Consider the following 22,274-nt stretch of genomic DNA (forward strand, 5'->3'; position numbering starts at 1 on the left):
CTGCGACCAGGGTATGAGGAAAGCGGCGGCGTAATTCGCCCGGCCGGGCGAGGAATTGCCGGGCCGGAACTGAAAATATTGGACCATGCGAGAAAACACTGCCGTGCTCACCGCACGAGGCCTCATCCGCCGTTTCGGATCAACCACCGCCCTGGCCGGGGTGGACCTGCAGGTCCACCCCGGTCGTTCCCTGGCGATCATGGGCCCCTCGGGGTCCGGGAAATCCACCCTGCTGCACACCCTGGCCGGGATCGAGACCCCCGATTCCGGGCAGGTGGTACTGCACCTGCCCGGCGCCGACGGGCAGGCGATCACCGAGCTGGGCGAGTCCCGGCGTTCCCGGCTGCGTCGCGAGGCCTTCGGCTTCGTCTTCCAGTCCGGGTTGCTGATCCCGGAGCTGACCGCCGTGGAAAATGTGGCCATGGCCCTGATGATCAACTCGGTGGCCCGCGGCGAGGCCACCGCGCAGGCGGCGGCAGCGCTGTCCCGCCTGGGCCTGGCCGGCCTGGAGGACCGCCGGATCGGCGAACTGTCCGGAGGGCAGGCGCAGCGTGTGGCCATCGCCCGGGCACTGGTGACCGGGGCGCAGGTGATTTTCGCCGATGAGCCGACCGGCGCACTGGATTCGGTGACCGGCACCGAGGTGCTCGACACCCTGTTCGCCGGGACCGTGGGGGACGGCAAGACCCTGGTGATGGTCACCCACGACGAACAGGTCGCGGCCCGCTGCGACCGGGTGGTGCGGTTGCGTGACGGCGCCATCGTCGATGACAGCGCCCAGGCCCGGACCGGATCGGTGGCCCTGCCGTGAACCTGCTGCATATGGCCTGGCTGCTGGGCCGGCCCACACCCGCCCGCCGGGCCCCGTTGCTCCTGACCCTCAGTGCCTACGCGGTGGTCAGCGCCCTGGTGCTGGTGGTGGTCGGAGGGGCCCTGTCCTTCAGGCAGTTCGATACCGAGGCCCAGGGCTTCTACCTGTCGCTGGCGGCACTGGCCGTGATGCTGCTGGTCATCCCGTTGCTGGTGCTGGGCCGGGCTGCGGCGCAGCTATCGGCCCGCAGCCAGGACCGGGCGTTGGCCTCGTTGCGACTGCTGGGGGCCACCGGAGCCCAGGTGCGCGCGATCAGCGTGCTGCAGGCGCTGGCCGCGGCGGTACTCGGGGCGCTGGGCGGGGTGCTGCTCTACTTCCTGCTGGTCCCGCTGGTGGGGTTGGTACGGTTCCAGGGGGCGGCGCTGGGGTCGAGCTTGCTGGTGCCGGTGCCGGTGATCCTGGCGGTGCTGGCCGCCGTGGCGGTGCTGTCGGTGATCAGTTCGCTCACCGGGCTGCGCAAGCTGGTGATCACCCCGCTGGCGGTGCGCAAACGCAGCACCGTGAGCACCCCGAGCTGGATCCGTGTGGTGATCGTGCTGGTGACCCTGGCCGTGCTGTACGCCTTGTTCACCAACCTGGGCATGATCGCCCAGGACCTGGCCGTGATGATCGTGGTGCTGGTCCTGGGAATGGGGCTGGGGCTGGGGATCATGAACCTGGTCGGCCCCTGGCTGGTGGCGATGGTGGGACGCGCGAAACTGCGCAAGGCCGGCGACGCGGCCGCGCTGCTGGGGGCGCGGATGATCCTGGAATCCCCGCAACAGGCCTGGCGCCAGGTATCCGGGGTGGCGATGGCCGCCTTCGTGGCCGTGGTCGGCGGCAGCGGTGCGGCGATGATGCAGTTCGGGGATGACGCGTCCCTGCAGGGATGGGAAGCGCACCTGGCCTCCGATGTGCTCACCGGGGTGCTGCTGACCCTGGCGGTGAGCTTCGCCTGCGTGGCCGTCTCCAGCGCCATCACCCAGGCGGCCGGGACCCTGGATCGGGCGGATTTGTACCACGGGCTGGATAGGCTGGGCATGCCGGAGGCGGTGATGAACCGGGCCCGGGTGAAGTCGGTCATGATCCCGACGCTCACCGCGGCCATCGGCTTCGGGGTGGCCTCGGCGGTACTGGTGTTGCCGCTGGCGGGTCTGGCGATCCTGCTCAAACCCCTCACGGTGCTGGTGGTGCTCGGCGCGGTGGCGGCCGGTCTGCTGGTGGTCCGCCTGGCGATCGCGCTGGCCTCCCCGCGCCGGATGCTGCGCGGCCGGCACGCCGGGGGAATCGCCGTACTGGCCGAATAGCGGTGCGGCGGGCCCGCAGTGAGCCCGATTACAGCCCGGCTGTATTGCGTAATGGCCGACCGTGGGCGTAATGTTGCATCCGGCCCGGGTATGGTTTGCCTAACCAACCCCGGGGTTGGAACTGCCACCTGGAGAAGTTACGGACTCACAATGAAACTCACTCGTCGTCACACCCTCATGGCCGCTGCGGCCGCCACTGCCCTGGCCCTGACCGGTTGTGGATCGGGGTCCACCTCGGGGCCCGATGCCGACGGGGCGATCACCATCGAGCACATCTACGGGGAAACCACCATCGAGCAGGTGCCCGAACGCGTGGCCACGATTTCCTGGGTGAACGCCGATGCGCTGCTGGCGCTGGGGACCGTGCCGGTAGGTATGGATGCCGACGTCTGGGGACAGAATGCCAACAACTCCACCGACTGGAAGGACGCCAGGCTTGCCGAGCTGGGTGCCGAGATCGGCTCGGACAATGCCCCGGCCCAGTTCTCCGTCGCCGACGGCATCGACTTCGAGGCCATCGCCGCATCCGACCCGCAGGTGATCTTCGCCGCATACTCGGGGTTGAAGCAGGACGAGTACGAGAAGCTGAGCAAGATCGCCCCGACCGTCGGACCGCTGGAGGCGAACTACCTCACCAGCTGGCAGCAGAGCACCGAGGCCGCCGGCCAGTTGCTGGGCAAGAGCGATGAGGCCGCGGCGTTGATCGAGGACCTCGAAGGGGAACTGGCGGCACAGGCCGAAGCCCACCCGGTGTTCAAGGACACCACCTTCATCGCCGGGGACCTGTCCCAGCCCAAGACCATCAGCCTGTACGCCGGTGCGGACAACCGTCCCCGTTTCCTTTCCGCGCTGGGCATGACCCAGGCCGAGGTGGTCACCGAGAACACACCCGAGGGCAGCTTCTACTTCGAATGGTCCCCGGAGCGGGCCAGCGAACTGGAATCAGACATCTTCTTCGCCTCGGTGGCCAGCGGGGCGAGCATCGAGGACGCACTGGCATCCAACGCGCTCTTCGGCCAGATCCCCTCGGCATCCACCGGCGGGCTGGTCGCGGTGGCCAGTGACCAGGCGGTACTCTCGGTTTCCGCGGCCTCGCCGTTGTCGCTGTCCTGGGCCATCGAGAACGTGGTGCCGTCGCTGGCCGAGGCCGCGCAGCAGGCCGCAGCCGCCAAGTAGCGGCTAGGCGTTGGACTCCAGGTAGTGCAGTTGCGCTTGAAGCGAGTGGGTCGCCGCGGCGGCCAGACGGGCGTCGATGTCCGGATACACCTGGCCCAGCAGTTCGGCCGGGGCCGCCTGTGCCGCGGTCTTTCCCAGCCGCGCCAGGGCGCCGCGCACCTGTCCGAGGCGCTGTTCACGGTGGGCCAGGTAGTCATCGAGCAGCCGGTGCGATCCCGGATGTTGCGGGCCGTGGCCCGGATGCAACGGCGTATCGGGTACGGCGCGCAACATGCGCAGCGAGGCCAGGTAGTCCGCCAGTGTGCCGTCGGGATGCTCCAGGATGGTGGTCCCGGAGCCCAGCACGGTATCCCCGGTAAACAGGTTCGTGCACGCGCCCTGGCGCAGCAGGCAGACCGAATCGGAGGTATGTCCCGGAGTATGCAGCACCTGCAGGCTGGTACCGGCGGCCTGGATCAGTTCCCCGTCCAGCAGCGGCGCTGCGTCACGGCAGTGTGCGGGCAGCAGCGCGCGCACCGGTGCACCGGTCAACTCGTGGATCCGGTTGATCCCGCCGGTGTGGTCCGCATGCCGGTGGGTGGCCAGCACCAGGCACACCTCGAAGCGGGCCAACGCCTGCAGGTGGTCCTCCAGCTCCGGTCCCGGGTCGATCACGATCACCGGGCTGGTACCGGCCGGTTCGTCGAGGGCCGGGTCGAATACCAGATAGCTGTTGGTGCCCTGCAGGGTCATTTCCGAGGGATTGTTCGCACGCAGCAGGCCCAGTCCGGGACCCAGCCAACGCGGCGAGGCAAGATGTTCCATATGAACGAGTGTAGGAAGCAATGACCGCGACCGAAAGTACACGACGCGCCGAGCGTACCGGGGCGCTGGGCAAACTGGGGCTCTGTGCCGGGTTGCTGGTGCTGTTGTTGTGCGCCGTGCTGGCCTCGCTGCTCTTCGGCGCGCGGACGATTCCGTTCGGCGCCCTGATCGAGGCGTTGACCCAATTCGACGCCGCCAACCCCGAACATGCGGTGGTTCATTCGCGGATTGCACGCACCGTGGGAGCGCTGGTGGTCGGCGCCGCCCTGGGGCTTTCCGGTGCCGGGATGCAGGGGTTGACCCGTAATCCGTTGGCCGATGCCGGCATCCTGGGGCTGAATGCCGGTTCCGCACTGGCCGTGGTGGGCCTGGTGGCCCTGGGCGGGGCGGTCAGCCTGGGATCGATGATGCTGGCCGCGTTCATCGGCGCGGCCGTGGTGATGCTGCTGGTCTACCTGCTGGCCAGCATCGGCCGCGAGGGGGCCACCCCGATCAAGCTGGCGCTGGCCGGGGCGGCGCTGGCCGTGGGGCTGACGGCGATGACCAACGCGGTGATGATGGTCTCGCGCGCCTCGCTGGATGAATTCCGTTTCTGGCAGGTGGGCTCCCTGGCCGCGCGCGGGGTGGACACCTATCTGGCGGCGCTGCCGCTGGTGCTGCTCGGTACGCTGATCGTGCTGCTCACCGCGCGGGTCTCCAACGCCGTGTCGATGGGGGATGACACCGCCACCGCCCTGGGATTCAACCTGGGACGGATGCGGCTGTTCGGCTCGCTGGGCATCGTGCTGCTGGCCGGCAGCGCCACCGCGGTGGCCGGGCCCATCGGGTTCGTCGGGCTGATGATCCCGCATGCGGTGCGGCTGCTGCTGGGCGCGGACTACCGCTGGCTGATGCCCGGCTCGCTGATCGCCGGACCGATCCTGCTGCTGGCCGCCGACGTGGCCGGGCGGGTCATCGCCCCGCCCGGCGAGATCCAGGTCGGGGTGATGTGCGCGGTGCTCGGTGCGCCGCTGTTCATCATCCTGATGCGCCGCGGACTGACCGGGGTGAAACTATGATTCCAGCCAGGACCGCCCAGACCGCTGCCGCCCCGGCAACGCGCCGGCGCCGCCGCCCGGTGGCCCGTTGCGCCGCCTGGCTCGCAGCCGTGCTATTGCTGGCCGCCGCGGCCTACATCTTCGCCGGTCGTGATGCGCTGCCGGCCGGGCAGGTGCTGCAGGTGCTCGGCGGGCAGAGCGTTCCGGGCACCGGTTTCATCCTGCTTGAGGACCGGCTGCCGCGGCTGGTGGTCGGGATCCTGGCCGGGGCCGGGTTCGGCATCTCCGGGTCGCTCTTCCAACGCTGGCTGGGCAACCCGCTGGCAAGTCCCGATGTGATCGGCATCGGCTACGGGGCGGCCACCGCCACGATCGTTGCCATGATCTACCTCGGGCTCACCGGATGGGGGCTGAACCTGGCCGCGTTGGCCGGCGGGCTGGGGGTCGCGGCGCTGATCTACTGGCTGTCGGCCTCCGGCAGCCGCACCGGGCCGCGGCTGATCCTGGCCGGGCTGGCCATCGGCGCCATGCTGCAGGCGGTCATCCAGTTCCTGCTCACCCAGGCGCAGTTGAACACCGCGGCCGACGCGATCCGCTGGCTGACCGGTTCACTGGCCCCGAGCACCTGGGAGAAGGCCTGGGTGCTGCTCATCGCGCTGGGGCTGGTCGGGGCGCTGCTGCCGCTGGTGATCCGGCAGCTGAAACTGCTGGAACTGGGCGAGGACGCGGCCGCCGCGCTGGGCCTGCGCGTGGGCTCGGCACGGATGCTGCTGGTCCTCGTCGCCGTGGCGATGGGCGCCATCCCGGTGGCGGTCACCGGACCACTGGCCTTCGTGGCCTTCCTGGCCGGTCCGATCACCGCGGCGTTGACCCGCGGGGCGATCAACATCGGCCTGGCGGCCCTGACCGGCGCGGTCATCGTCACGGTGGCGAACTTCCTGGCCGCCAACCTGTTCGCGGACCTGTCCTTGCCGGTGGGAGTCATCACCGGAGCATTCGGCGCACCGTTCCTGATCTGGGTCCTGGTGCGTGCCAACTCTAGAGGAAACGGGGGATAACCCATGGCCGAATTGGAGGCCACCGGCCTGACCTTGGCCTATGACAAGGTCACCATCGTCGACGAGCTCTCGCTGCAGATCCCCACCGGGGAAGTGACCATGGTGGTGGGGGCCAACGGCTGCGGCAAATCCACGCTGCTGCGGGCCCTGGCCCGGCTGTTGAAACCCGCCGGTGGGCAGGTGCTGCTGGACGGGTCCGATATCCACACCCGCCCGGCCAAGGAGGTGGCCAAGCTGCTGGGGCTGCTGCCGCAGACCCCCAACGCCCCGGAAGGCATAACGGTGCGCGAACTGGTCAGCCGGGGACGCTACCCGCACCAGGGCTGGTTCAAGCGCTTCTCCGCCGAGGACGAGGCCGCGGTGGCCCGTGCGCTGGCGATGACCCGCACCACCGAGCTGGCCGACCGGCCGGTGGACGAGCTCTCCGGCGGGCAGCGCCAACGTGTCTGGATCGCGATGGCGCTGGCCCAGGAAACCGGGCTGCTGCTGCTGGACGAGCCCACCACCTACCTGGACATCGCCCACCAGCTCGAGGTGCTGGACACCATCGCCGAACTGAACCGCACCCGCGGGATCACCGTGGTCATCGTGCTGCATGATTTGAACCTGGCCGCACGCTACGCCGACCACCTGGTGGCGTTGAAGGACGGCAAGATCCACGCCGCGGGCCACCCCAGTGTGGTGGTCACCGAGCAGATGGTCAAGGAGGTGTTCGGGATGCCCTCGCGGGTGATCCCGGACCCGGTGGCCGGCACCCCGCTGGTGCTGCCGATCGGCAAGCACCGGGTGCTACGCGCCGAAACCCTGCTGGCCGCCAAGGGGATCAAGCGCCGTGAACCGGCGGTGGTGGCCGCCGCGTCGGACACCGCCGGCACCCGGCGCGTCGCCTCCGGCCCGTCGGCGGCGACCGGTCTGGGCGAAGTCCGCGACGAACTGCGCCCGAGCCACGAACACTGCGCGACCCTGGCCTTCCAGACCGAGGTCATCCGCGCCGAGAAGCTCTCCGATTCCTTCCGCCGGATCACCCTCAGCGGACCGGATCTGGAGCATTTCGGAACCAACTCGCATCCCCTGGACCTGCGCATCAAGCTGCTGCTGGCCGCCGGCGCCGCGGACGGGTTGCCCGCCGAACTGGCGACCATGCGACCGCAGGGGCTGACCAGCCCGTCGGACGTCGCCGGCTGGTACCAGCGCTGGTTGCAGATCGACCCGGCGCAGCGCGGGGTCATGCGCACCTACACGGTGCGAGCCTGGCGCGAGGCGGGGCACCGCGACAACCTTTCGGAGGATGCGCCGGAACTGGATGTGGATTTTGTCCTGCACGGGCAGTACGTGGACGGGCACCTGCAGGGTGGGCCGGCCACCGAATTCGGCGCCAACGCCAAGATCGGGGACCGGCTGCTGCTGCTCGGGCCGAACAAGGCGCTGACCGATGCCAGCTACGGCGGCATCGAGTTCCGCCCCGGATCGGCAAGCCGGGTGCTGCTGGTCGGTGATGAAACCGCCGCACCGGCGATCTGCTCGATCCTCGAGGCCCTGCCCTCGACGGTCACCGGCCAGGCCTTCATCGAGGTCCCTGAAGCCGGGGACATCCTGGGTTCCAGCACCGCTTCCGGGGTCTCGCTGCACTGGCTGACCCGGGGCACCGCCGCGCACGGGGAATTGCTGGAAGCCGCAGTGCGCGACGCGGTGGCGATTCCCGCCGCCGGGGTGGTGGAAACCAACACCGACCCGGAGGATATCGACGTGGATTCCACGATCCTGTGGGAAACCGGGCAGAACCCCGCCGGCCCGTTCTACGCCTGGATCGCCGGGGAAGCCTCGGTGGTCAAGAGCCTGCGCCGGTACCTGGTGCGTGATGTGGGCATCGACCGCAAGCAGGTGGCGTTCATGGGCTACTGGCGCCAGGGCAAGAGCGAGAACTGACCCGCACGGTTCGGGCAGTTGCAGTGCCCCGGCGGGCCCGGAGGGTGGGAACCACCTTTCGGGCCCGCCGCCGCATTTAACGGCATCGCCTGCCGGTGGCCGGGTCAGCGGTGGAGATGCTGGTCCTCGTCCTGGACCAGCGAACCGAGGATCCGGCGCAGTTCCTGCTGGTCGTTGGCATCGAGCCGGGAGAAGAAGTCGTTCATCTGCACCCGCCGGTCCTCACGGATCAGGGTGCTCAGCTCACGGCCCCGGTCGGTCAGCGTGATGATCCAGGCGCGGCGGTCGGAGGGATCGGGTGTGCGCTGCACCAGGGCCTTGTCCTGGAGCTGGTCCACCACCTCGGTGGCCGAGCGGGCGGCGATGCGCAGCTGTTCGGCCAACTGCGAATTACGCAGACCCCCTGCCGAGTCCGGGTACTGCGCGGCGGCGCGCGCCAGCAACATCATCGCGCGGGCCTGATGTGGGGTGATCCCGTGCGGGTGCAGGGCCGCCGATGTCTGCTTCCTCACGGCCCGGGAAACCCGGTGGAACAGGGAAGCCAAGTCGGGCTGGGAATTTGCATCAGGCATAGGTCAAGAATAGGCGACTGGAGCCGAAGTTTTCAAGATGCAACCACATAGTGAGGTTACCTCTGTTATTATGGTGTCAGACTTACCGTACTAAGGAGGTGCCCATGAGTGAACCTCATTTCGGGCCACCGCGCGAAGGCCGCCCGCAATCCGGGGCCGATCGCCGGAAGATGCGCCAGGACCGTAACCAGCTCGAAGAGCATCCCGTGTCCCTGCGCAGGATCGGCGCATTGTTCGCGCCGCACCGCGGAACCCTGGTCGTGGTGGTGGCGCTGATTGTCGCTGCCTCGCTGATCGGGTTGATCCAGCCCTTTATCGTCCGCGACCTGATCGACCATGCCATTCCCGAACAGGATGTCGCAGCGCTGCTGGCCGGTGCCGGCGGGCTGGTGGGTATCGCGGTGCTCACCGCGCTGCTCGGGGTCATCCAGACCTGGCGGGCCACGCTGATGGGGCAGCAGGTGATGCATGGGCTACGCACCTCGCTCTTCACGCACCTGCAGCGCCAGTCGCTGGGTTTCTTCACCCGGGCCCGCTCCGGCGAGGTCCAGTCCCGGCTCATTAATGACGTCGGGCAAATGCAATCTGTGGTGACCTCCTCGGCCACCTCGATCGCCTCGAACTTCACCACCGTGGTGGCGACCGCGGCCGCGATGGTGGCGATCTCCTGGCGGCTGAGCCTGATCTCGTTGGTGGTCCTGCCCCCGGCGATCCTGCTCACCCGCCAGGTGGCCAATCTGCGGCGGGCGATCACCTCCCGGCGGCAGGCCGAGATGTCCACGCTGACCTCGCTGATCGAGGAGCGGCTGAGTATTTCGGGGGTGCGTCTGGCCAAGCTGATGGGCACCACCGATGACGATTCGCGGCGGTTCGCCGAGTCCAGTGGGCGGTTGATCGACCTGGAGATGCGCAGCCAGCTGGCCGGGCGGTGGCGGATGGCCACCATGTCGGTGATCTTCTCGGTGGTCCCCGCGGTGCTCTACCTGGCAGCGGGACTGCCGGCAACCTCCGGCGGGATGACCATCGGTACGCTGGTGGCCTTCACCGGGCTGCAGGCCGGGATCTTCCGCCCGGTCATGGGGTTGATGGGGGTCTCGGTGCAATGGGTTTCGGCCCTGGCCCTGTTCAGCCGCGTCTTCGAGTACCTGGATGCGGACGAATCGCTGCCGGTCCCGGATAAGCCGCAACGCCTGGTTCGGGAGAAGGTGCGTGGCGAGGTGAACCTGGAACAGGTGGAATTCCGGTATCCGGGTGCCGAACTGCCCACCTTGCAGGGCATCAACCTGCAATTACCGGCGGGGCGGACCACCGCCGTCGTCGGGGCCACGGGATCGGGCAAATCCACGCTCGGTTCGCTCATTGCCCGGTTGGCTGACCCCGGCGCCGGGTCGGTCACGTTGGACGGATACGACCTGCGGGACCTGGAACCCGGTGACCTGGCTTCGGTTATCGGAGTGGTCTCCCAGGAGAGCTACCTGCTGCATGGCACCGTCCGCCAGAACCTGGAGTGGGCAGCCCCGGGGGCCAGCGAGGAGCGGATCTGGTCCGCACTGCAGGGTGCGCAGATTGCCGAACTGATCAGCTCGCTGCCGCAGGGGCTGGATACCATGGTGGGCCAGCGCGGCCACCGCTTCTCCGGGGGAGAGCAGCAACGGCTGGCCATCGCCCGCACGATGCTGCGTGATCCGAAGGTGTTGGTGCTCGACGAGGCGACCAGCGCGCTGGACACGGTCACCGAGTCGTTGGTGCAAGAGGCGCTGGACCGGCTGTCGAACGGGCGCACCACGCTGCTGATCGCCCACCGGCTGAGCACCATCGCCCGGGCGGAGAATATCGTGGTGCTGGACGCCGGACGGATTGTCGAATCCGGGAGCTTTGACGAGCTGGCCGATGCGGCAGGACCGTTCGCCCGGCTGCTGGAGGGCAGCGACTACGCGCAGCGGGTCAGCAGCTAGGCCCGGTCTCCACCGCCGAGCGTTCCCCCAGCCCGCCAAGGATCCGTTCCAGCGATTTCTCCAGCACCGCGCGTTCCGAAGGGTCCAACTGGTCGAAGAGCGCTTCGCGAATGAAGGTGACATGGCTGGGCGCGGCATCTCGGATGGCCTGCCAGCCGGCACCGGTCAGGCTGATCAGCTGTCCGCGACCATCCTGCGCGTCGGTGCAACGGCTGATCAGGCCCTTGCCTTCCATGCGGCGCAGCAGGTGGGATAGTCTGGAGCGGTCCCACCCCAGTTCGGCGGCCAGGGCCGCGGGACGCAGTGGGCCGTTGCCCGTCTCGGATAGCGTGGCCAGCACCGAATACTCGCCGGACTGCATCGCCGAATCACGGGATAGCTGGCGGTCCATGGCGCTGGGGAACTGCCACAGGAACTCCCGGATGGTCCTCCATAGGCGCTGCTCCTGGTCGTCGAGCCAGCGGGTTTCTTCGCTCACTTCTGTTTCCTCTCCTTGGCCGGAACACCGGATCGCCATAATTTGTTGACGTATCAATTATCTCGTGTAGTGTGGGATTTGGCAAACATGAATGACGCGTCAATCTCAAGGTGGCCCACTGGATGCTGGATTGCGCCGGGCGAGCCGCCCCAGGCTTGATTGGCCCAAGGCTGGTCCAGCTCGCCACCGGGGCCCGGGGCCCTGGCCACGGTCAGCCAGGACGCAAGCGCCGACGACCATGATCGCCGGGCGAAGGGCCCCCACGGTGGTTCCCATCGGGGCCAGGGCCTGGTTTTTTGACCGATTTCACCCCAGCGCCACCGCAACAGGCTAGTCTGTGGCCAAGTACCTTCAGGAGGGCATCATGAACCAGCAGTATTCCACCAAGGGAAGCTACGTCACCGGTGGTGAATTCACCCGGGACACCAACTACATCCAGGACCGGATCCTGGCCGCTGACACGGACCTATCCCAGGCCCATGGGGAGCCCGGCAGTTCCATCGGGCATCCCGATGCCCCGCTGGGCGAAGGGGCGCAGGTATGGCCCGTGGAGGCCGGGCGTTATCGGTTGGTGGCCGCGAGGGCATGCCCCTGGGCGAACCGCACGCTGATCGTACGCCGACTGTTGGGGTTGGAGGACGCGATCTGTGTGGGATTGCCCGGGCCGACCCACGATGCGCGCAGTTGGACCTTTGACCTGGATCCCGAGGGCCGTGACCCGGTGTTGGGCACCGAACGCATCCAGGAGAACTACTTCAAGCGATTTGCCGACTACCCGCGCGGCATCACCGTGCCGGCGATCGTGGATATCCCCACCGGTGCCGTGGTCACCAACGACTACCCGCAAATCACCTGGGACTTCTCCACCCAGTGGAAGGCCTTCCACCGTGAAGGTGCACCGAACCTTGTGCCGGCGGACCAGCTGGAGCAGATGCTGCCGCTGATCAAGCGGATCTTCACCGAGGTCAACAACGGCGTGTACCGTGCCGGCTTCGCCGGAAGCCAGCAGGCCTACGACGACGCCTTCGACCGGCTTTTCACCGCCTTGGACTATCTGGAGGACCGCCTGGCCACCCGGCGCTACCTCATGGGCGACCACATCACCGAGGCCGATGTACGGTTGTTCACCACCCTGGTCCGCTTCGACCCGGTCTACCACGGGCACTTCAAGACCAATCGCAACCGCCTGACGGATATGCCGAATCTCTGGGGCTATGCCCGGGACCTGTTTCAGACCCCGGGGTTCGGCGACACCGTGGACTTCGAGCAGATCAAGGCGCACTACTACGTGGTGCACGAGGATATCAACCCCACCGGGATCATCCCGCGGGGACCACTGCTGGACGGGTGGCTGGAATCCCACGGCCGGCAGGCGCTGGCCGATGGCCCGCAATTCCTGGACGGCACCGCGCCGGATCCGGTACGCCCCGCGGAGCGGGTGCAGGCCGGCCATAACCCGCTGTACCCGGCGGCCTAGATCCGCCACTGCGTCCGGAGCCGTTGGCTGCGACCCCGGTCGCCTGCACTAGGCGGCCAGGGCTTCGGCTTGTGGATACCAGACCCAGTTGCGTCTCCACAGCTGTTCGGGGTCACGATCGCGGGACTGCAATACGTAGGGTACCCCGTTGATCAGCTTGATCCTGAAGTGCCCGGCGTGGAAGGCCATATGGCAGCCCTTGCACAGCAGGCAACCGTTGTCCGTACAGGTCTTCCCGCCCCGGTGCCAGGGTTTGATATGGTTCACCTCGCACCGATGCGCCGGCATCGTGCATCCGGGATTGATGCACCCGCGATCGCGTCCCACCACCGCGCGCGTTTGTGCGGTGGTGAACAGTCTTCGTCGTCGACCGTAATCCAGGATTTCGCCGTCGCCGCCGAGGACCTCGGGAATAATGCCGGCAATCGCCGCCGATTGGCGCAGGGCGGTGGCGCTGATCCGCTGCCCGTGGCTGGTGATTCCGGCCGCGTCCGTGGCCCCACGCAAGGCATCGTAGTCAATGGTGACAATCAGGTCGATCATCGGTGGCAGCACCAACCCGACCGGCTCGGCATCCGCGCACTTCCCGCCCGTTCCGGCTGACTCGTCGGGAGTGCCGACGGGTTGCGGTGCATCGGTGTCTGCCGTGCTCCGCGTCGGCTGTGCGGCTGTGCGCGAGGCTCTCGCCGTGCGTTGGGCCCCGGCATGGCGGCGCAGGATCTCAACCAGGGTGTGCAGCAACTTGCGGGCCTTCACTGAGGCAGGGTCGTTGTATTCGTCCTCCGGCGCCGTCACCGCATCGGCGGGTAGTTCCCCGGCGGAGAAGGAAGTGCCCTGCCGGTTGGCGGCGAGCTTCGGATTGACCAGCCGATCCGCCAGCGTGCTCAGGAATTCGTGGTCGACGGTCGTGCAGGTCAGCTCCCACACATGCCCGCGGGGACCCAGCCCGCGGTAGCGTAGCCCGGCGCACCGCTCATGCACTACCTCGCGTTCAGGCAGGTCCGGTGCACTGAGTTCGTCGGACAACGACTTGAGTTCCGCGGCGACCGCCGACTGGCCCTGGGTGGTGGACTGCGCGACGCGGGATTCGGCCCTTGCCAGCGCCCTGCCACGCAGCTGCAACGAGGAAATCCGGGCCGCGGCCTGCGCGACGACCTCGGGGTTCTGGTCCGGGGAGGCGAACCGCCGGGCCAGGACCTTGAACTGGGCCGGGCGCCCGGCGCTGCCCACCAGTTGCCGGTGGGACTTGACCAGGGCCTTGGCGGAATGGATCCTCAGATCCGCGACCCGGGCGATCAATTCGACTTCCGAACGATAGTGGGACTTGGTCCCGGCCGGTAGCAGCTGGTTGACGGCCAACGGCGCACCAGCGGCAATCTGTCCGGTGTCCTGGGATATGGCATGTTCCAACGCCGTCTGGGACAGCCGGTGGGCCTGGGTCGCGGTGACAGCACCTGATGCACGGATCATCGCATAGTAGGCGGTGCGTCGGGTGGCATCGGTGATCCTGAGGAAAGCCAGGGATTGGGCAGCGGTGAGCTGCTTGTCTTCCAGGGCATCCAGCAACTGGCGGTATTGCGTTTCCAAGGCAGCCAGGGCGCGCAACTGTTCGCCGGTGGGCGCAGTGGCCACGCCGGTGGCGCAGGTCGTGTCGAGGTGGTCCATGGACGCCTCGGGGGTCGGTGATGCCATGGAACGATGATCGCCCAGGAGCGGGCGGTGGTCCCGGCCACTGGCCGATCTGTGGACAACTACCGGCCCCACCCGCGGTGCCCGTCGAAAACCGTCGGCCGGACATGGCAGGATTAAACCCATGACGATCATTGCTGCAGCAGACGGGTCGGCGCTGGGCAACCCCGGGCCGGCCGGGTGGGCCTGGTACATCGACGACGCGACGTGGGCGGCTGGCGGCTGGGACCATGGCACCAACAACATGGGTGAACTGCAGGCGGTGCTCGAACTGTTCAGGGCCACCGAACACGTGCGCGATCAGGAGCTGAGGATCCTGTGCGATTCGCAGTACGCCATCAACTGCGTGAGCAAATGGATGCCCGGCTGGAAGAAGAAGGGCTGGAAAAAGGCCGACGGCAAGCCGGTGCTGAACCAGGACATCCTCAAGCAGCTGGACGAGGCGATCCGGGGCCGGAACTACAGTTTTGAATGGGTTCGCGGCCATGCCGGCCATGAGCTGAACGAAGCGGCCGACGACAAGGCGCGCGCGGCGGCCACCGCGCACCAGCAGGGGCAGCCGGTGGACCGCGGCCCGGGATATGCCAGGGGAGCGTCGGCAACGGAACCTGCCCCGGCAACGGAAGCCGCCGATGAGTCGGAACCGGCCGCCGACCTCGCGGCGCCGGCACAACCGGCCGCCGATGTGGTCCCCACCATCGTGGCCCTGGAACGGGCCGTGCTGGATCCCGGGGTGCGGGCCAGCTTTGGCGAATACGTCGATTTCCTGCACCCGGGATACCAGGAGATTTCCCGGGGTGGGATACTGCTGGACGTGGCCACCGTGCAGCGCCTACTGGACTCGGGCCGGAGCCTGCCCGCCACCGCGCCGCTGCAACTGCTCACCGGTCAGGCGTTGTCCGATACGACGGTGCTGATCGCCTACCGGATGGAGCCCGAGGGGCAGGGACTGCTGTGCTCCTCCTGGTGGCACCTGACCGAGAACGGATGGAAGCTGCGTTTCCGCCAGGAAACCGTGGAGCAGACCAGGTAATGAAAGAGGATCAACAAGCCCCATGCGTGAACTGATCACCGAGGACTTCGCCCCGCTGGCCGCCGATCTTGATAGTCGCGTCGCCGCGCAGCCGGGCTATTCGGCCCAGCTGGCCATCTACCACCGCGGACGGCTGGTGCTCAGCCACACCGCCGGCGACTACCTGGCCGGAGACGCGCTGGCTTGCGTCTACTCGGTCACCAAGGGCCTGGCATCGCTGGTGATCGCGCTGCTGGTGCAGGAGGGCAAACTGGACCCGGAGGCACCGGTGAACCGGTACTGGCCCGAATTCGCCGCCGCCGGCAAGGGAAAGCTCACCGTGGGGGAGCTGCTCAGCCACCAGGGTGGCGTCCTGGGCGTTCCCGGCGGGGTGCCCCAGGACGTTCTGCTGGATTCATCCAAGTACGCCGCGATGCTCGCCGAACTGCCCAGCTACTGGCCGCTGGGCCAGCACATCGTCGGCTACCATTCGCTGAGTATGGGCACGCTGATGGAGGAGCTGGTGCGCCGGGTAACCGGTGAGGAACTCAAGGACCTCTACGAGCGTCGCATCCGCGGTCCACTGGGTGTGGACGCCTACCTCGGCCAGCCCGCCTCGCTGGAAGCCCGCTTCCGCCCAACCCAGGTGGTCAACACGCCCGAACGCTTCCTCGACCCGTTCTCGCTTTCCGGGATGTCGCTGAATTCGCGGGCCGGATTCGACGTCGACCAGGAGCGCACCCACGGGCAGGCCGGGCTGCTGGCCTGGGCCAACAAGCCCTCGGTCCGCGCCGCCGGGCCGGCCAGTCTCGGTGCCGTGGCCGATGCGCAGGCGCTCGCCGGAATCTTCGCCGCCTCCTTCGGCCCGGTACCGGACCTCGGCGCCGAGCGCGGGCTGCTCAGCCCCGAAACCTGGTCGCAGGTCTCCAGGGAACGGGTCTTCGGCATCGACCGGATCAGCGGGCGGCCGCAGTCCTTCGCGCTGGGCTTCGCCAAGGGCACCGCGGGCAACGACTACGGATCGATCTTCGCCTACGGGCATGACGGGGCGAATTCATCGTTGGCCTTCGCCGACCCCGCCTACCACCTGGCCTTCGCCTACCTGCCCTCCGGGCCGGAAGGGGAAGTGGACACCACTACCGGGGTGCTGCTCAGCCAGCACGCCCGCACCATCGTGAAAGGCAGGGCACGAGCCTGATGAAATTCCTGGCACTGGGCGACTCCTTTACCGAAGGGGTGGGCGATAAGGACCCGCTGCGGCCCAACCAGTCCCGCGGCTGGGCCGACCGGGTGGCCGAGGTACTGTGCGCCCGCGGCGACTGGCAGTACGCGAACCTGGCCATCCGCGGCAAGAAGATCAGCCAGGTGATCAACCAGCAGCTGGAACCCGGGCTGGCGCTGGCACCGGAGCTGGTATCCATCTACGCCGGCGGCAACGACATCCTGCGCCCCAAGGTGGACATCAACTCGCTGATGAACGGCTATGCGGGCATGGTGCGACGGTTCACCGAAGCCGGGAGCCGGGTGCTGCTGTTCACCGGGTTCGACACCGCCGAATCACCCCTGTTCTCCAGGACCCGGCCGCGCACCGCGCTGTACAACGAACTGGTGCGCACCATCGCCGATGAGCATGCGGCGATGGTGGCCGACTACTGGCGCTGGCGGGAATTCAGCGACCCCCGGCTCTGGGCCACGGACCGGCTGCATATGAACGAACTCGGCCATACGCTCATGGCCCGCAAGGTCCTGGGGGTGCTGTCCGACAACGGTCTGGTTCCCGGCGACTGGGCCACGGATATCGGACAGCCGGCGCTGCCGCGCTTGCCGGAGAACTCCCGTGGGGAGCGGCTGCGCGAGGACCTTGGCTGGGCGCGGGAATACCTGGCCCCATGGGTCAAGCGCCGGCTGACCGGTACCTCCTCGGGGGACCTGCTGCAACCGAAGTATCCCGACTACGTGCGCCTCGGTGGACCCGGGGCCGGTTCGGGTGCCAGATGACGGGGCCGTGACCCGGGTGTTGTGTCCGGGTGCGGCTTGCGGCTATTGTTAGCAGTGTGTTCCGGGTCAATTCCCGAACCACGCCGCTAACAGATGGCGGGAGAGTCCCTCCCACGCCATGGAAGGGCGCCGAAGGAGCAAATCCTCCCCAGGAAACTCTCAGGCAACCGTACCGCCATCAAGAGGCAACTCTGGAAAGCAACCGGGTTACCGGTTCACCGAAGGTGCAAGTAGTCGCATTCGTGCGCTGGCTACGTAAAACTCTCAGGTTTATGAACAGGGATGGGGAGGGAAATGACCTTTCATTGGCATGCCCCTAGACCGATCCCACGGAGTTTCCCGCACCATGACCATTACGCAGACCTCGTCGTCCACGAGTAGCGAATTCGTTGCCCGCCACATCGGCCCTCGCCCCGGCGATGTCCAGACCATGCTCAGCACGCTGGGGTACTCCAGCCTCGATGAGCTGGTGGATACCGCGGTGCCCGCCGATATCCGCCAGGCCGAACCGCTGGACCTGCCCGGTGCCCTGAGCGAAGCGGAGGCCCTGGCCGCGCTGCGTACCCTGGCTTCGAAGAACGTGCTCAAGACCCAGATGATCGGCCAGGGTTTCTACGACACCCTCACCCCGCCGGTGATCCGCCGCAATATCGTGGAGAACCCCGCCTGGTACACCGCCTACACCCCGTACCAGCCCGAGATCTCCCAGGGTCGGTTGGAAGCGCTGCTGAACTACCAGACCATGGTCATGGACCTGACCGGCCTGGAGATCGCCAACGCCTCGATGCTCGACGAATCCTCGGCCGCCGCCGAGGCCGTGCTGATGATGCGCCGCGCGAACAAGAAGAAGGGCACCGGCAAGACCGTACTGGATGCCAACCTGTTCCCGCAGACCCTGAAGGTCATCCAGGGCCGCGCCGACGCGCTGGGCTTCGAGATCGAGATCGCGGACTTGGCCCAGGGCCTGCCCGAGGGCGAGATCTCCGGCATCGTGCTGCAGCAGCCGGGCAATGACGGCGCCGTCGTGGACCACAAGCAGATCATCGCCGCCGCCAAGGACGCCGGCGCGATGGTCACCATCGTCGCCGACCTGCTGGCACTGACCCTGATCACCTCCCCGGGTGAGCAGGGCGCGGACATCGCGGTGGGCAATACCCAGCGCTTTGGTGTACCGCTGTTCTTCGGCGGCCCGCATGCCGCCTACATGGCCGTGAAGGAAGGGCTGCAGCGTTCGCTGCCGGGACGCCTGGTGGGCGTATCCACCGACGATACCGGCCAGCCGGCCTACCGCCTGGCCCTGCAAACCCGTGAGCAGCACATCCGACGCGAGAAGGCCACCTCCAATATCTGCACCGCCCAGGCGCTGCTGGCCATCTGCGCCTCGATGTACGCGGTCTACCACGGACCGGCCGGGCTGAAGCAGATCGCCACCCGCACCCACAACCACGCCCGGGTACTGGCCAGCTCGCTGAGTGCCGGCGGTTACGCCCTGGCCTCGCAGGCCTTCTTCGACACCGTTGTGGTGACCGTGGAGGATGCCTCCGCGATCGTGGCCAAGGCCGCCGAGGCCGGCATCAACGTGCGCAAGCTCTCCGCGACCCAGGTGGGCATCTCCACCGACGAGACCACCACCAGCGCCCATATCGCCACCCTGGCCCAGGTCTTCGGTGTTGAACTCAGCGCCCCGGACGGCTTCGAGCTGCCCACCGAACTGCTGCGCACCAGCGACTACCTGACCCACCCGATCTTCAACACCATTTCCTCCGAAACCCAGATGATGCGCTACCTGCGCCGTCTTTCGGATCGCGATCTGGCGCTGGACCGCACCATGATCCCGCTGGGCTCGTGCACCATGAAGCTGAACTCCACCGCGGAGATGGAATCCATCACCTGGCCGGAGTTCGCCGGGATCCACCCGTATGTGCCGGCCGAGCAGTCGGTGGGCTGGCGTGAGCTGATCACCGACCTGGAAGGCCGGCTGACCTCGATCACCGGTTACGCCGGGGTCTCGATCCAGCCCAACGCCGGTTCCCAGGGCGAGTACGCGGGCCTGCTGGCAATCAGCGGCTACCACGCCTCCCGCGGCGAGGGACAGCGCAACGTCTGCCTGATCCCGGCGTCCGCGCACGGCACCAATGCCGCCAGCGCGGTGCTGGCCGGCATGAAGGTCGTCGTGGTCAAGACCGCCGCCGATGGCACCATCGACGCGAACGACCTGGATGCGAAGATCGAGGCCAACAAGGACGTGCTCTCGGCCATCATGATCACCTACCCCTCCACACACGGCGTGTACGACGCCGATGTGCGCGAGGTGTGCGACAAGGTCCACGCCGCCGGCGGACAGGTGTACATCGACGGGGCGAATATGAACGCCCTGGTGGGCCTGGCCCAGCCGGGCCAGTTCGGCGGCGACGTGAGCCACCTGAACCTGCACAAGACCTTCTGCATCCCGCACGGCGGTGGCGGACCGGGTGTCGGCCCGATCGGCGTGGGCGAGCACCTGCTGCCGTTCCTGCCGGGTGACGCCTCGGGCACCTACACCGAACGCGATGGCGTGCCGGTCGTGGCCACCGCCTTCGGCTCGGCCGGCGTGTTGCCGATCTCCTGGGCCTACATCGCGATGATGGGCGGCGAAGGGCTGACCAGCGCCACCAAGCACGCGATCCTGGGCGCGAACTACATCGCCACCCGCCTGAACGAGCACTTCCCGATCCTGTTCACCGGTAACAAGAACCTGGTGGCCCACGAGTGCATCCTGGACCTGCGCGAGATCACCGCGAAGACCGGGGTCACCGCGGAGGATGTGGCCAAGCGCCTGATCGACTTCGGTTTCCACGCACCGACCCTGGCCTTCCCGGTGGCCGGCACCCTGATGGTGGAGCCGACCGAGTCCGAGGACCTGGCCGAGATCGAGCGTTTCATCGAGGCGATGATCACCATCCGCCAGGAAATGGAAGAGGTCCTGGCCGGGGTGTACAGCGTGGCCGAATCCCCGCTGCGCCGTGCCCCGCACGCCGCCGCCGCGGTGATCACCAGCGACTGGAACCGCAAGTACTCGGTGGAACAGGCCGTATTCCCGGTGCCGAGCCTGAAGCAGGACAAGTACTTCCCGCCGGTAGGCCGCATCGACGGAGCCGCGGGCGACCGCAACCTGATCTGCTCCTGCCCCGCCCCGGAAGCATTCGAGAACTAGGAATCATGACCGTGACTGATATCAAGCACACCGTGTTGCACGCCAAGCACGAGGAGCTCGGCGCCAACTTCACCGACTTCGGCGGCTGGGACATGCCCCTGCGCTACGGTTCGGAACTGGCCGAGCACAAGGCGGTGCGGTCCACCGCGGGACTGTTCGACCTCTCGCACATGGGCGAGGTCTGGGTGACCGGCCCGGAAGCCGCCAAGGCGCTGAACACCGCGTTGGCGGGTAACCTCGCCGTGGTGAAGCTGGGCAAGGCCAAGTACTCGCTGATCCTGGACGAGGACGGCAAGATCATCGACGACCTGATCGTCTACCGGCTGGAAGAGGAAAAGTACCTGGTGGTACCCAACGCCGGCAACGCGCCGGTGGTGGCCCGTGAACTGGCCGCCCGTGCCGAGGGTTTCGACGCCCAGGTGCACGACGCCTCCGCCGACACCTCGTTGATCGCCGTGCAGGGCCCGAACGCCGAGGCCATCGTCAAGCATTTGGCAGCCGATGAGGCCGCCGCGCAGATCGTGACCGGGATGAAGTACTATTCGGCCGCCTACCTCACCCTGGGCGGGGTGGACACCATCCTGGCCCGCACCGGGTACACCGGCGAGGACGGCTTCGAACTGATCATCGCCAACGCGGATGCCGCGGGCCTGTGGGACAAGATCGTGGCCATCGGCACCGACTTCGAGCTGGTTCCCTGCGGTCTGGCCTCACGCGACTCGCTGCGCCTGGAAGCCGGCATGCCGCTGTACGGCAACGAGCTCTCGCTGGAACGCACCCCATTCGAAGCGAACCTGGGCCCGGTGGTCTCCTTCAAGAAGGAAGAGGACTTCATAGGCCGTTCCGCACTGGAAGAGGTCAAGGCCAACGGCACCGCCCGCAAGCTGGTGGGCCTGAAGGGCCTGGGCAAGCGCGCCGGGCGTGCAGGTTACCCGATCCTGAAGGACGGGGAAGTCATCGGCGAAATCACCTCCGGACTGCCGTCTCCGACCCTGGGCTACCCGGTGGCCCTGGGGTATGTGGATGGTGCACACACCGAGGTCGGTACCGCACTGGATGTCGAGCTGCGAGGTAAGACTCTGCCTTTTGAAGTTGTCGAACTGCCGTTCTACACCCGCTCCAAGTAACGTTAATACCTGGGGGCGCCCGACAGCGCCCACTGCTTCCCTTCAGAGAGGAACCATCATGAGTAAAGTTCTTGCGTCCCTGCGCTACTCGGCCGAGCACGAGTGGCTCGACGATGCCAGCCCGGCCAAGGTCGGTATCACCCAGATTGCCGCCGACGCCCTGGGCGATGTGGTCTACGTGGATCTGCCGGAGGTCGGCGACGCGGTGACCGCAGGCGAAACCTGTGGTGAAGTGGAATCCACCAAGTCGGTTTCCGACCTGTACTCCCCGGTGACCGGCACCATCGTCGAGGTCAACGCCGAAGCCATCGACAACCCGGCGATCCTCAACGAGGATCCCTATGGTGCAGGCTGGTTGTTCACCGTCGAGGTGACTGAGGAAGGCCCACTGCTGTCGGCCGCCGACTACGCCAGCACCAACGGCGGGAGCGTCGAGTAAATGACGAATTCAGTATTCCAGTCCCTAGCCCCGGAATCCCTAACCCAGGATCTTGGTTCCCTTGATCCGGAGGTCGCGCAGCGTATTGATGCTGAGTTGGCCCGTCAGCAGCGTGGTCTGGAAATGATCGCGTCGGAGAACCATACGGCGCAGGCGGTGATGCAGGCGCAGGGGTC

At 67.5% G+C, this 22,274-nt stretch carries 18 protein-coding genes, 1 pseudogene and 1 riboswitch; of the genes and pseudogenes, 15 read left to right on the forward strand and 4 right to left on the reverse strand.

Annotated features, from left to right (window positions below; all coding sequences use genetic code 11):
• The first annotated feature begins 85 nt into the window (after positions 1-85).
• The 3 genes from OK351_RS16925 to OK351_RS16935 all read left to right on the forward strand — a co-directional run bounded on the left by OK351_RS16925 (position 86) and on the right by OK351_RS16935 (position 3,333).
• On the forward strand, positions 86-811 hold the full coding sequence (locus OK351_RS16925) for an ABC transporter ATP-binding protein (RefSeq protein WP_265161413.1): 726 nt from the start codon (positions 86-88) through the stop codon (positions 809-811).
• Positions 808-2,157: an FtsX-like permease family protein gene (locus tag OK351_RS16930; RefSeq protein ID WP_265161414.1), complete on the forward strand. Its 1,350-nt coding sequence runs from the start codon at positions 808-810 to the stop codon at positions 2,155-2,157. Before OK351_RS16925 ends, OK351_RS16930 begins: the two co-directional genes overlap by 4 nt.
• Positions 2,158-2,307: 150 nt before the next feature.
• A complete protein-coding gene (locus OK351_RS16935) occupies positions 2,308-3,333 on the forward strand; it encodes an ABC transporter substrate-binding protein (protein WP_265161415.1) in 1,026 nt (341 codons plus the stop codon).
• A 3-nt stretch (positions 3,334-3,336) separates the two neighbouring features.
• On the opposite strand, the gene OK351_RS16940 is transcribed toward OK351_RS16935, so the two are convergent.
• Positions 3,337-4,137 carry an MBL fold metallo-hydrolase gene (locus OK351_RS16940; protein WP_265161416.1) on the reverse strand — a complete coding sequence of 267 codons (801 nt, stop codon included), beginning with the start codon at positions 4,135-4,137 and terminating at the stop codon, positions 3,337-3,339.
• A gap of 20 nt (positions 4,138-4,157) precedes the next feature.
• Between OK351_RS16940 and OK351_RS16945 the strand changes: the two genes are divergently transcribed.
• Genes OK351_RS16945 through OK351_RS16955 form a run of 3 tightly spaced genes read left to right on the forward strand, consistent with a single transcriptional unit; the run spans position 4,158 to position 8,158 of the window.
• Complete coding sequence (locus OK351_RS16945) at positions 4,158-5,195, forward strand: FecCD family ABC transporter permease (RefSeq protein ID WP_265161417.1); 1,038 nt, start codon at positions 4,158-4,160, stop codon at positions 5,193-5,195.
• Positions 5,192-6,232: a FecCD family ABC transporter permease gene (locus OK351_RS16950; protein ID WP_265161418.1), complete on the forward strand. Its 1,041-nt coding sequence runs from the start codon at positions 5,192-5,194 to the stop codon at positions 6,230-6,232. Before OK351_RS16945 ends, OK351_RS16950 begins: the two co-directional genes overlap by 4 nt.
• A gap of 3 nt (positions 6,233-6,235) precedes the next feature.
• Positions 6,236-8,158 (forward strand): SIP domain-containing protein, encoded by a 1,923-nt coding sequence (locus OK351_RS16955; RefSeq protein ID WP_265161419.1) that lies wholly within the window; start codon positions 6,236-6,238, stop codon positions 8,156-8,158.
• Positions 8,159-8,262: 104 nt separating this feature from the next.
• On the opposite strand, the gene OK351_RS16960 is transcribed toward OK351_RS16955, so the two are convergent.
• Positions 8,263-8,730 carry a MarR family winged helix-turn-helix transcriptional regulator gene (locus OK351_RS16960; protein WP_265161420.1) on the reverse strand — a complete coding sequence of 156 codons (468 nt, stop codon included), beginning with the start codon at positions 8,728-8,730 and terminating at the stop codon, positions 8,263-8,265.
• 104 nt (positions 8,731-8,834) lie between these two features.
• On the opposite strand from OK351_RS16960, the gene OK351_RS16965 reads away from it, so the two are divergent.
• The gene (locus OK351_RS16965) at positions 8,835-10,685 is read left to right on the forward strand and encodes an ABC transporter ATP-binding protein (protein ID WP_371931487.1); all 1,851 of its coding nucleotides are present in this window, start codon (positions 8,835-8,837) and stop codon (positions 10,683-10,685) included.
• Here the strand turns inward: OK351_RS16965 and OK351_RS16970 are convergent.
• Entirely contained in the window at positions 10,675-11,163 is a 489-nt protein-coding gene (locus tag OK351_RS16970) for a MarR family winged helix-turn-helix transcriptional regulator (protein ID WP_265161421.1), read from the reverse strand. The genes OK351_RS16965 and OK351_RS16970 overlap by 11 nt on opposite strands.
• Positions 11,164-11,527: 364 nt before the next feature.
• Here OK351_RS16970 and OK351_RS16975 point away from each other — a divergent pair, with 364 nt between their 5' ends.
• The gene (locus OK351_RS16975) at positions 11,528-12,640 is read left to right on the forward strand and encodes a glutathione S-transferase family protein (RefSeq protein ID WP_265161422.1); all 1,113 of its coding nucleotides are present in this window, start codon (positions 11,528-11,530) and stop codon (positions 12,638-12,640) included.
• Positions 12,641-12,688: 48 nt separating this feature from the next.
• Here the strand turns inward: OK351_RS16975 and OK351_RS16980 are convergent, their stop codons facing one another.
• Positions 12,689-14,332 (reverse strand): HNH endonuclease signature motif containing protein, encoded by a 1,644-nt coding sequence (locus tag OK351_RS16980; RefSeq protein WP_265161423.1) that lies wholly within the window; start codon positions 14,330-14,332, stop codon positions 12,689-12,691.
• A gap of 121 nt (positions 14,333-14,453) precedes the next feature.
• On the opposite strand from OK351_RS16980, the gene OK351_RS16985 reads away from it, so the two are divergent.
• The 7 genes and pseudogenes from OK351_RS16985 to OK351_RS17015 all read left to right on the forward strand — a co-directional run.
• Positions 14,454-15,362: an RNase H family protein gene (locus OK351_RS16985; RefSeq protein ID WP_265161424.1), complete on the forward strand. Its 909-nt coding sequence runs from the start codon at positions 14,454-14,456 to the stop codon at positions 15,360-15,362.
• A gap of 22 nt (positions 15,363-15,384) precedes the next feature.
• Positions 15,385-16,539 (forward strand): serine hydrolase domain-containing protein, encoded by a 1,155-nt coding sequence (locus OK351_RS16990; RefSeq protein ID WP_265161425.1) that lies wholly within the window; start codon positions 15,385-15,387, stop codon positions 16,537-16,539.
• Positions 16,539-17,339, forward strand: a complete 801-nt coding sequence (locus OK351_RS16995) for an SGNH/GDSL hydrolase family protein (protein WP_265161426.1) — start codon at positions 16,539-16,541, stop codon at positions 17,337-17,339. The genes OK351_RS16990 and OK351_RS16995 overlap by 1 nt, the downstream gene beginning before the upstream one ends.
• An 87-nt stretch (positions 17,340-17,426) precedes the next feature.
• Positions 17,427-17,524: riboswitch (glycine riboswitch) on the forward strand.
• 161 nt (positions 17,525-17,685) lie between these two features.
• Positions 17,686-20,532 carry an aminomethyl-transferring glycine dehydrogenase gene (gene gcvP, locus OK351_RS17000; protein WP_265161427.1) on the forward strand — a complete coding sequence of 949 codons (2,847 nt, stop codon included), beginning with the start codon at positions 17,686-17,688 and terminating at the stop codon, positions 20,530-20,532.
• Positions 20,533-20,537: 5 nt separating this feature from the next.
• Positions 20,538-21,659 carry a glycine cleavage system aminomethyltransferase GcvT gene (gcvT, locus tag OK351_RS17005; protein ID WP_371931488.1) on the forward strand — a complete coding sequence of 374 codons (1,122 nt, stop codon included), beginning with the start codon at positions 20,538-20,540 and terminating at the stop codon, positions 21,657-21,659.
• 58 nt (positions 21,660-21,717) lie between these two features.
• Positions 21,718-22,098 (forward strand): glycine cleavage system protein GcvH, encoded by a 381-nt coding sequence (gcvH, locus tag OK351_RS17010; RefSeq protein ID WP_265161429.1) that lies wholly within the window; start codon positions 21,718-21,720, stop codon positions 22,096-22,098.
• Positions 22,099-22,274, forward strand: a pseudogene (locus OK351_RS17015) (serine hydroxymethyltransferase); the annotation flags it as partial. It abuts the gene before it with no gap.

Source organism: Glutamicibacter sp. MNS18, from assembly GCF_026107515.2.
GTDB lineage: Bacteria > Actinomycetota > Actinomycetes > Actinomycetales > Micrococcaceae > Glutamicibacter.

What these genes read in the sequence shown, in the direction of transcription:
- OK351_RS16925 (WP_265161413.1), top strand. Translation starts at nt 86, where the DNA reads ATGCGAGAAAACACTGCCGTGCTCACCGCACGAGGCCTCATCCGCCGT.
- OK351_RS16935 (WP_265161415.1), top strand. Translation starts at nt 2,308, where the DNA reads ATGAAACTCACTCGTCGTCACACCCTCATGGCCGCTGCGGCCGCCACT.
- OK351_RS16940 (WP_265161416.1), bottom strand. Translation starts at nt 4,137, where the DNA reads ATGGAACATCTTGCCTCGCCGCGTTGGCTGGGTCCCGGACTGGGCCTG.
- OK351_RS16945 (WP_265161417.1), top strand. Translation starts at nt 4,158, where the DNA reads ATGACCGCGACCGAAAGTACACGACGCGCCGAGCGTACCGGGGCGCTG.
- OK351_RS16950 (WP_265161418.1), top strand. Translation starts at nt 5,192, where the DNA reads ATGATTCCAGCCAGGACCGCCCAGACCGCTGCCGCCCCGGCAACGCGC.
- OK351_RS16955 (WP_265161419.1), top strand. Translation starts at nt 6,236, where the DNA reads ATGGCCGAATTGGAGGCCACCGGCCTGACCTTGGCCTATGACAAGGTC.
- OK351_RS16960 (WP_265161420.1), bottom strand. Translation starts at nt 8,730, where the DNA reads ATGCCTGATGCAAATTCCCAGCCCGACTTGGCTTCCCTGTTCCACCGG.
- OK351_RS16965 (WP_371931487.1), top strand. Translation starts at nt 8,835, where the DNA reads ATGAGTGAACCTCATTTCGGGCCACCGCGCGAAGGCCGCCCGCAATCC.
- OK351_RS16975 (WP_265161422.1), top strand. Translation starts at nt 11,528, where the DNA reads ATGAACCAGCAGTATTCCACCAAGGGAAGCTACGTCACCGGTGGTGAA.
- OK351_RS16980 (WP_265161423.1), bottom strand. Translation starts at nt 14,332, where the DNA reads ATGGCATCACCGACCCCCGAGGCGTCCATGGACCACCTCGACACGACC.
- OK351_RS16985 (WP_265161424.1), top strand. Translation starts at nt 14,454, where the DNA reads ATGACGATCATTGCTGCAGCAGACGGGTCGGCGCTGGGCAACCCCGGG.
- OK351_RS16990 (WP_265161425.1), top strand. Translation starts at nt 15,385, where the DNA reads ATGCGTGAACTGATCACCGAGGACTTCGCCCCGCTGGCCGCCGATCTT.
- OK351_RS16995 (WP_265161426.1), top strand. Translation starts at nt 16,539, where the DNA reads ATGAAATTCCTGGCACTGGGCGACTCCTTTACCGAAGGGGTGGGCGAT.
- gcvP (WP_265161427.1), top strand. Translation starts at nt 17,686, where the DNA reads ATGACCATTACGCAGACCTCGTCGTCCACGAGTAGCGAATTCGTTGCC.
- gcvT (WP_371931488.1), top strand. Translation starts at nt 20,538, where the DNA reads ATGACCGTGACTGATATCAAGCACACCGTGTTGCACGCCAAGCACGAG.
- gcvH (WP_265161429.1), top strand. Translation starts at nt 21,718, where the DNA reads ATGAGTAAAGTTCTTGCGTCCCTGCGCTACTCGGCCGAGCACGAGTGG.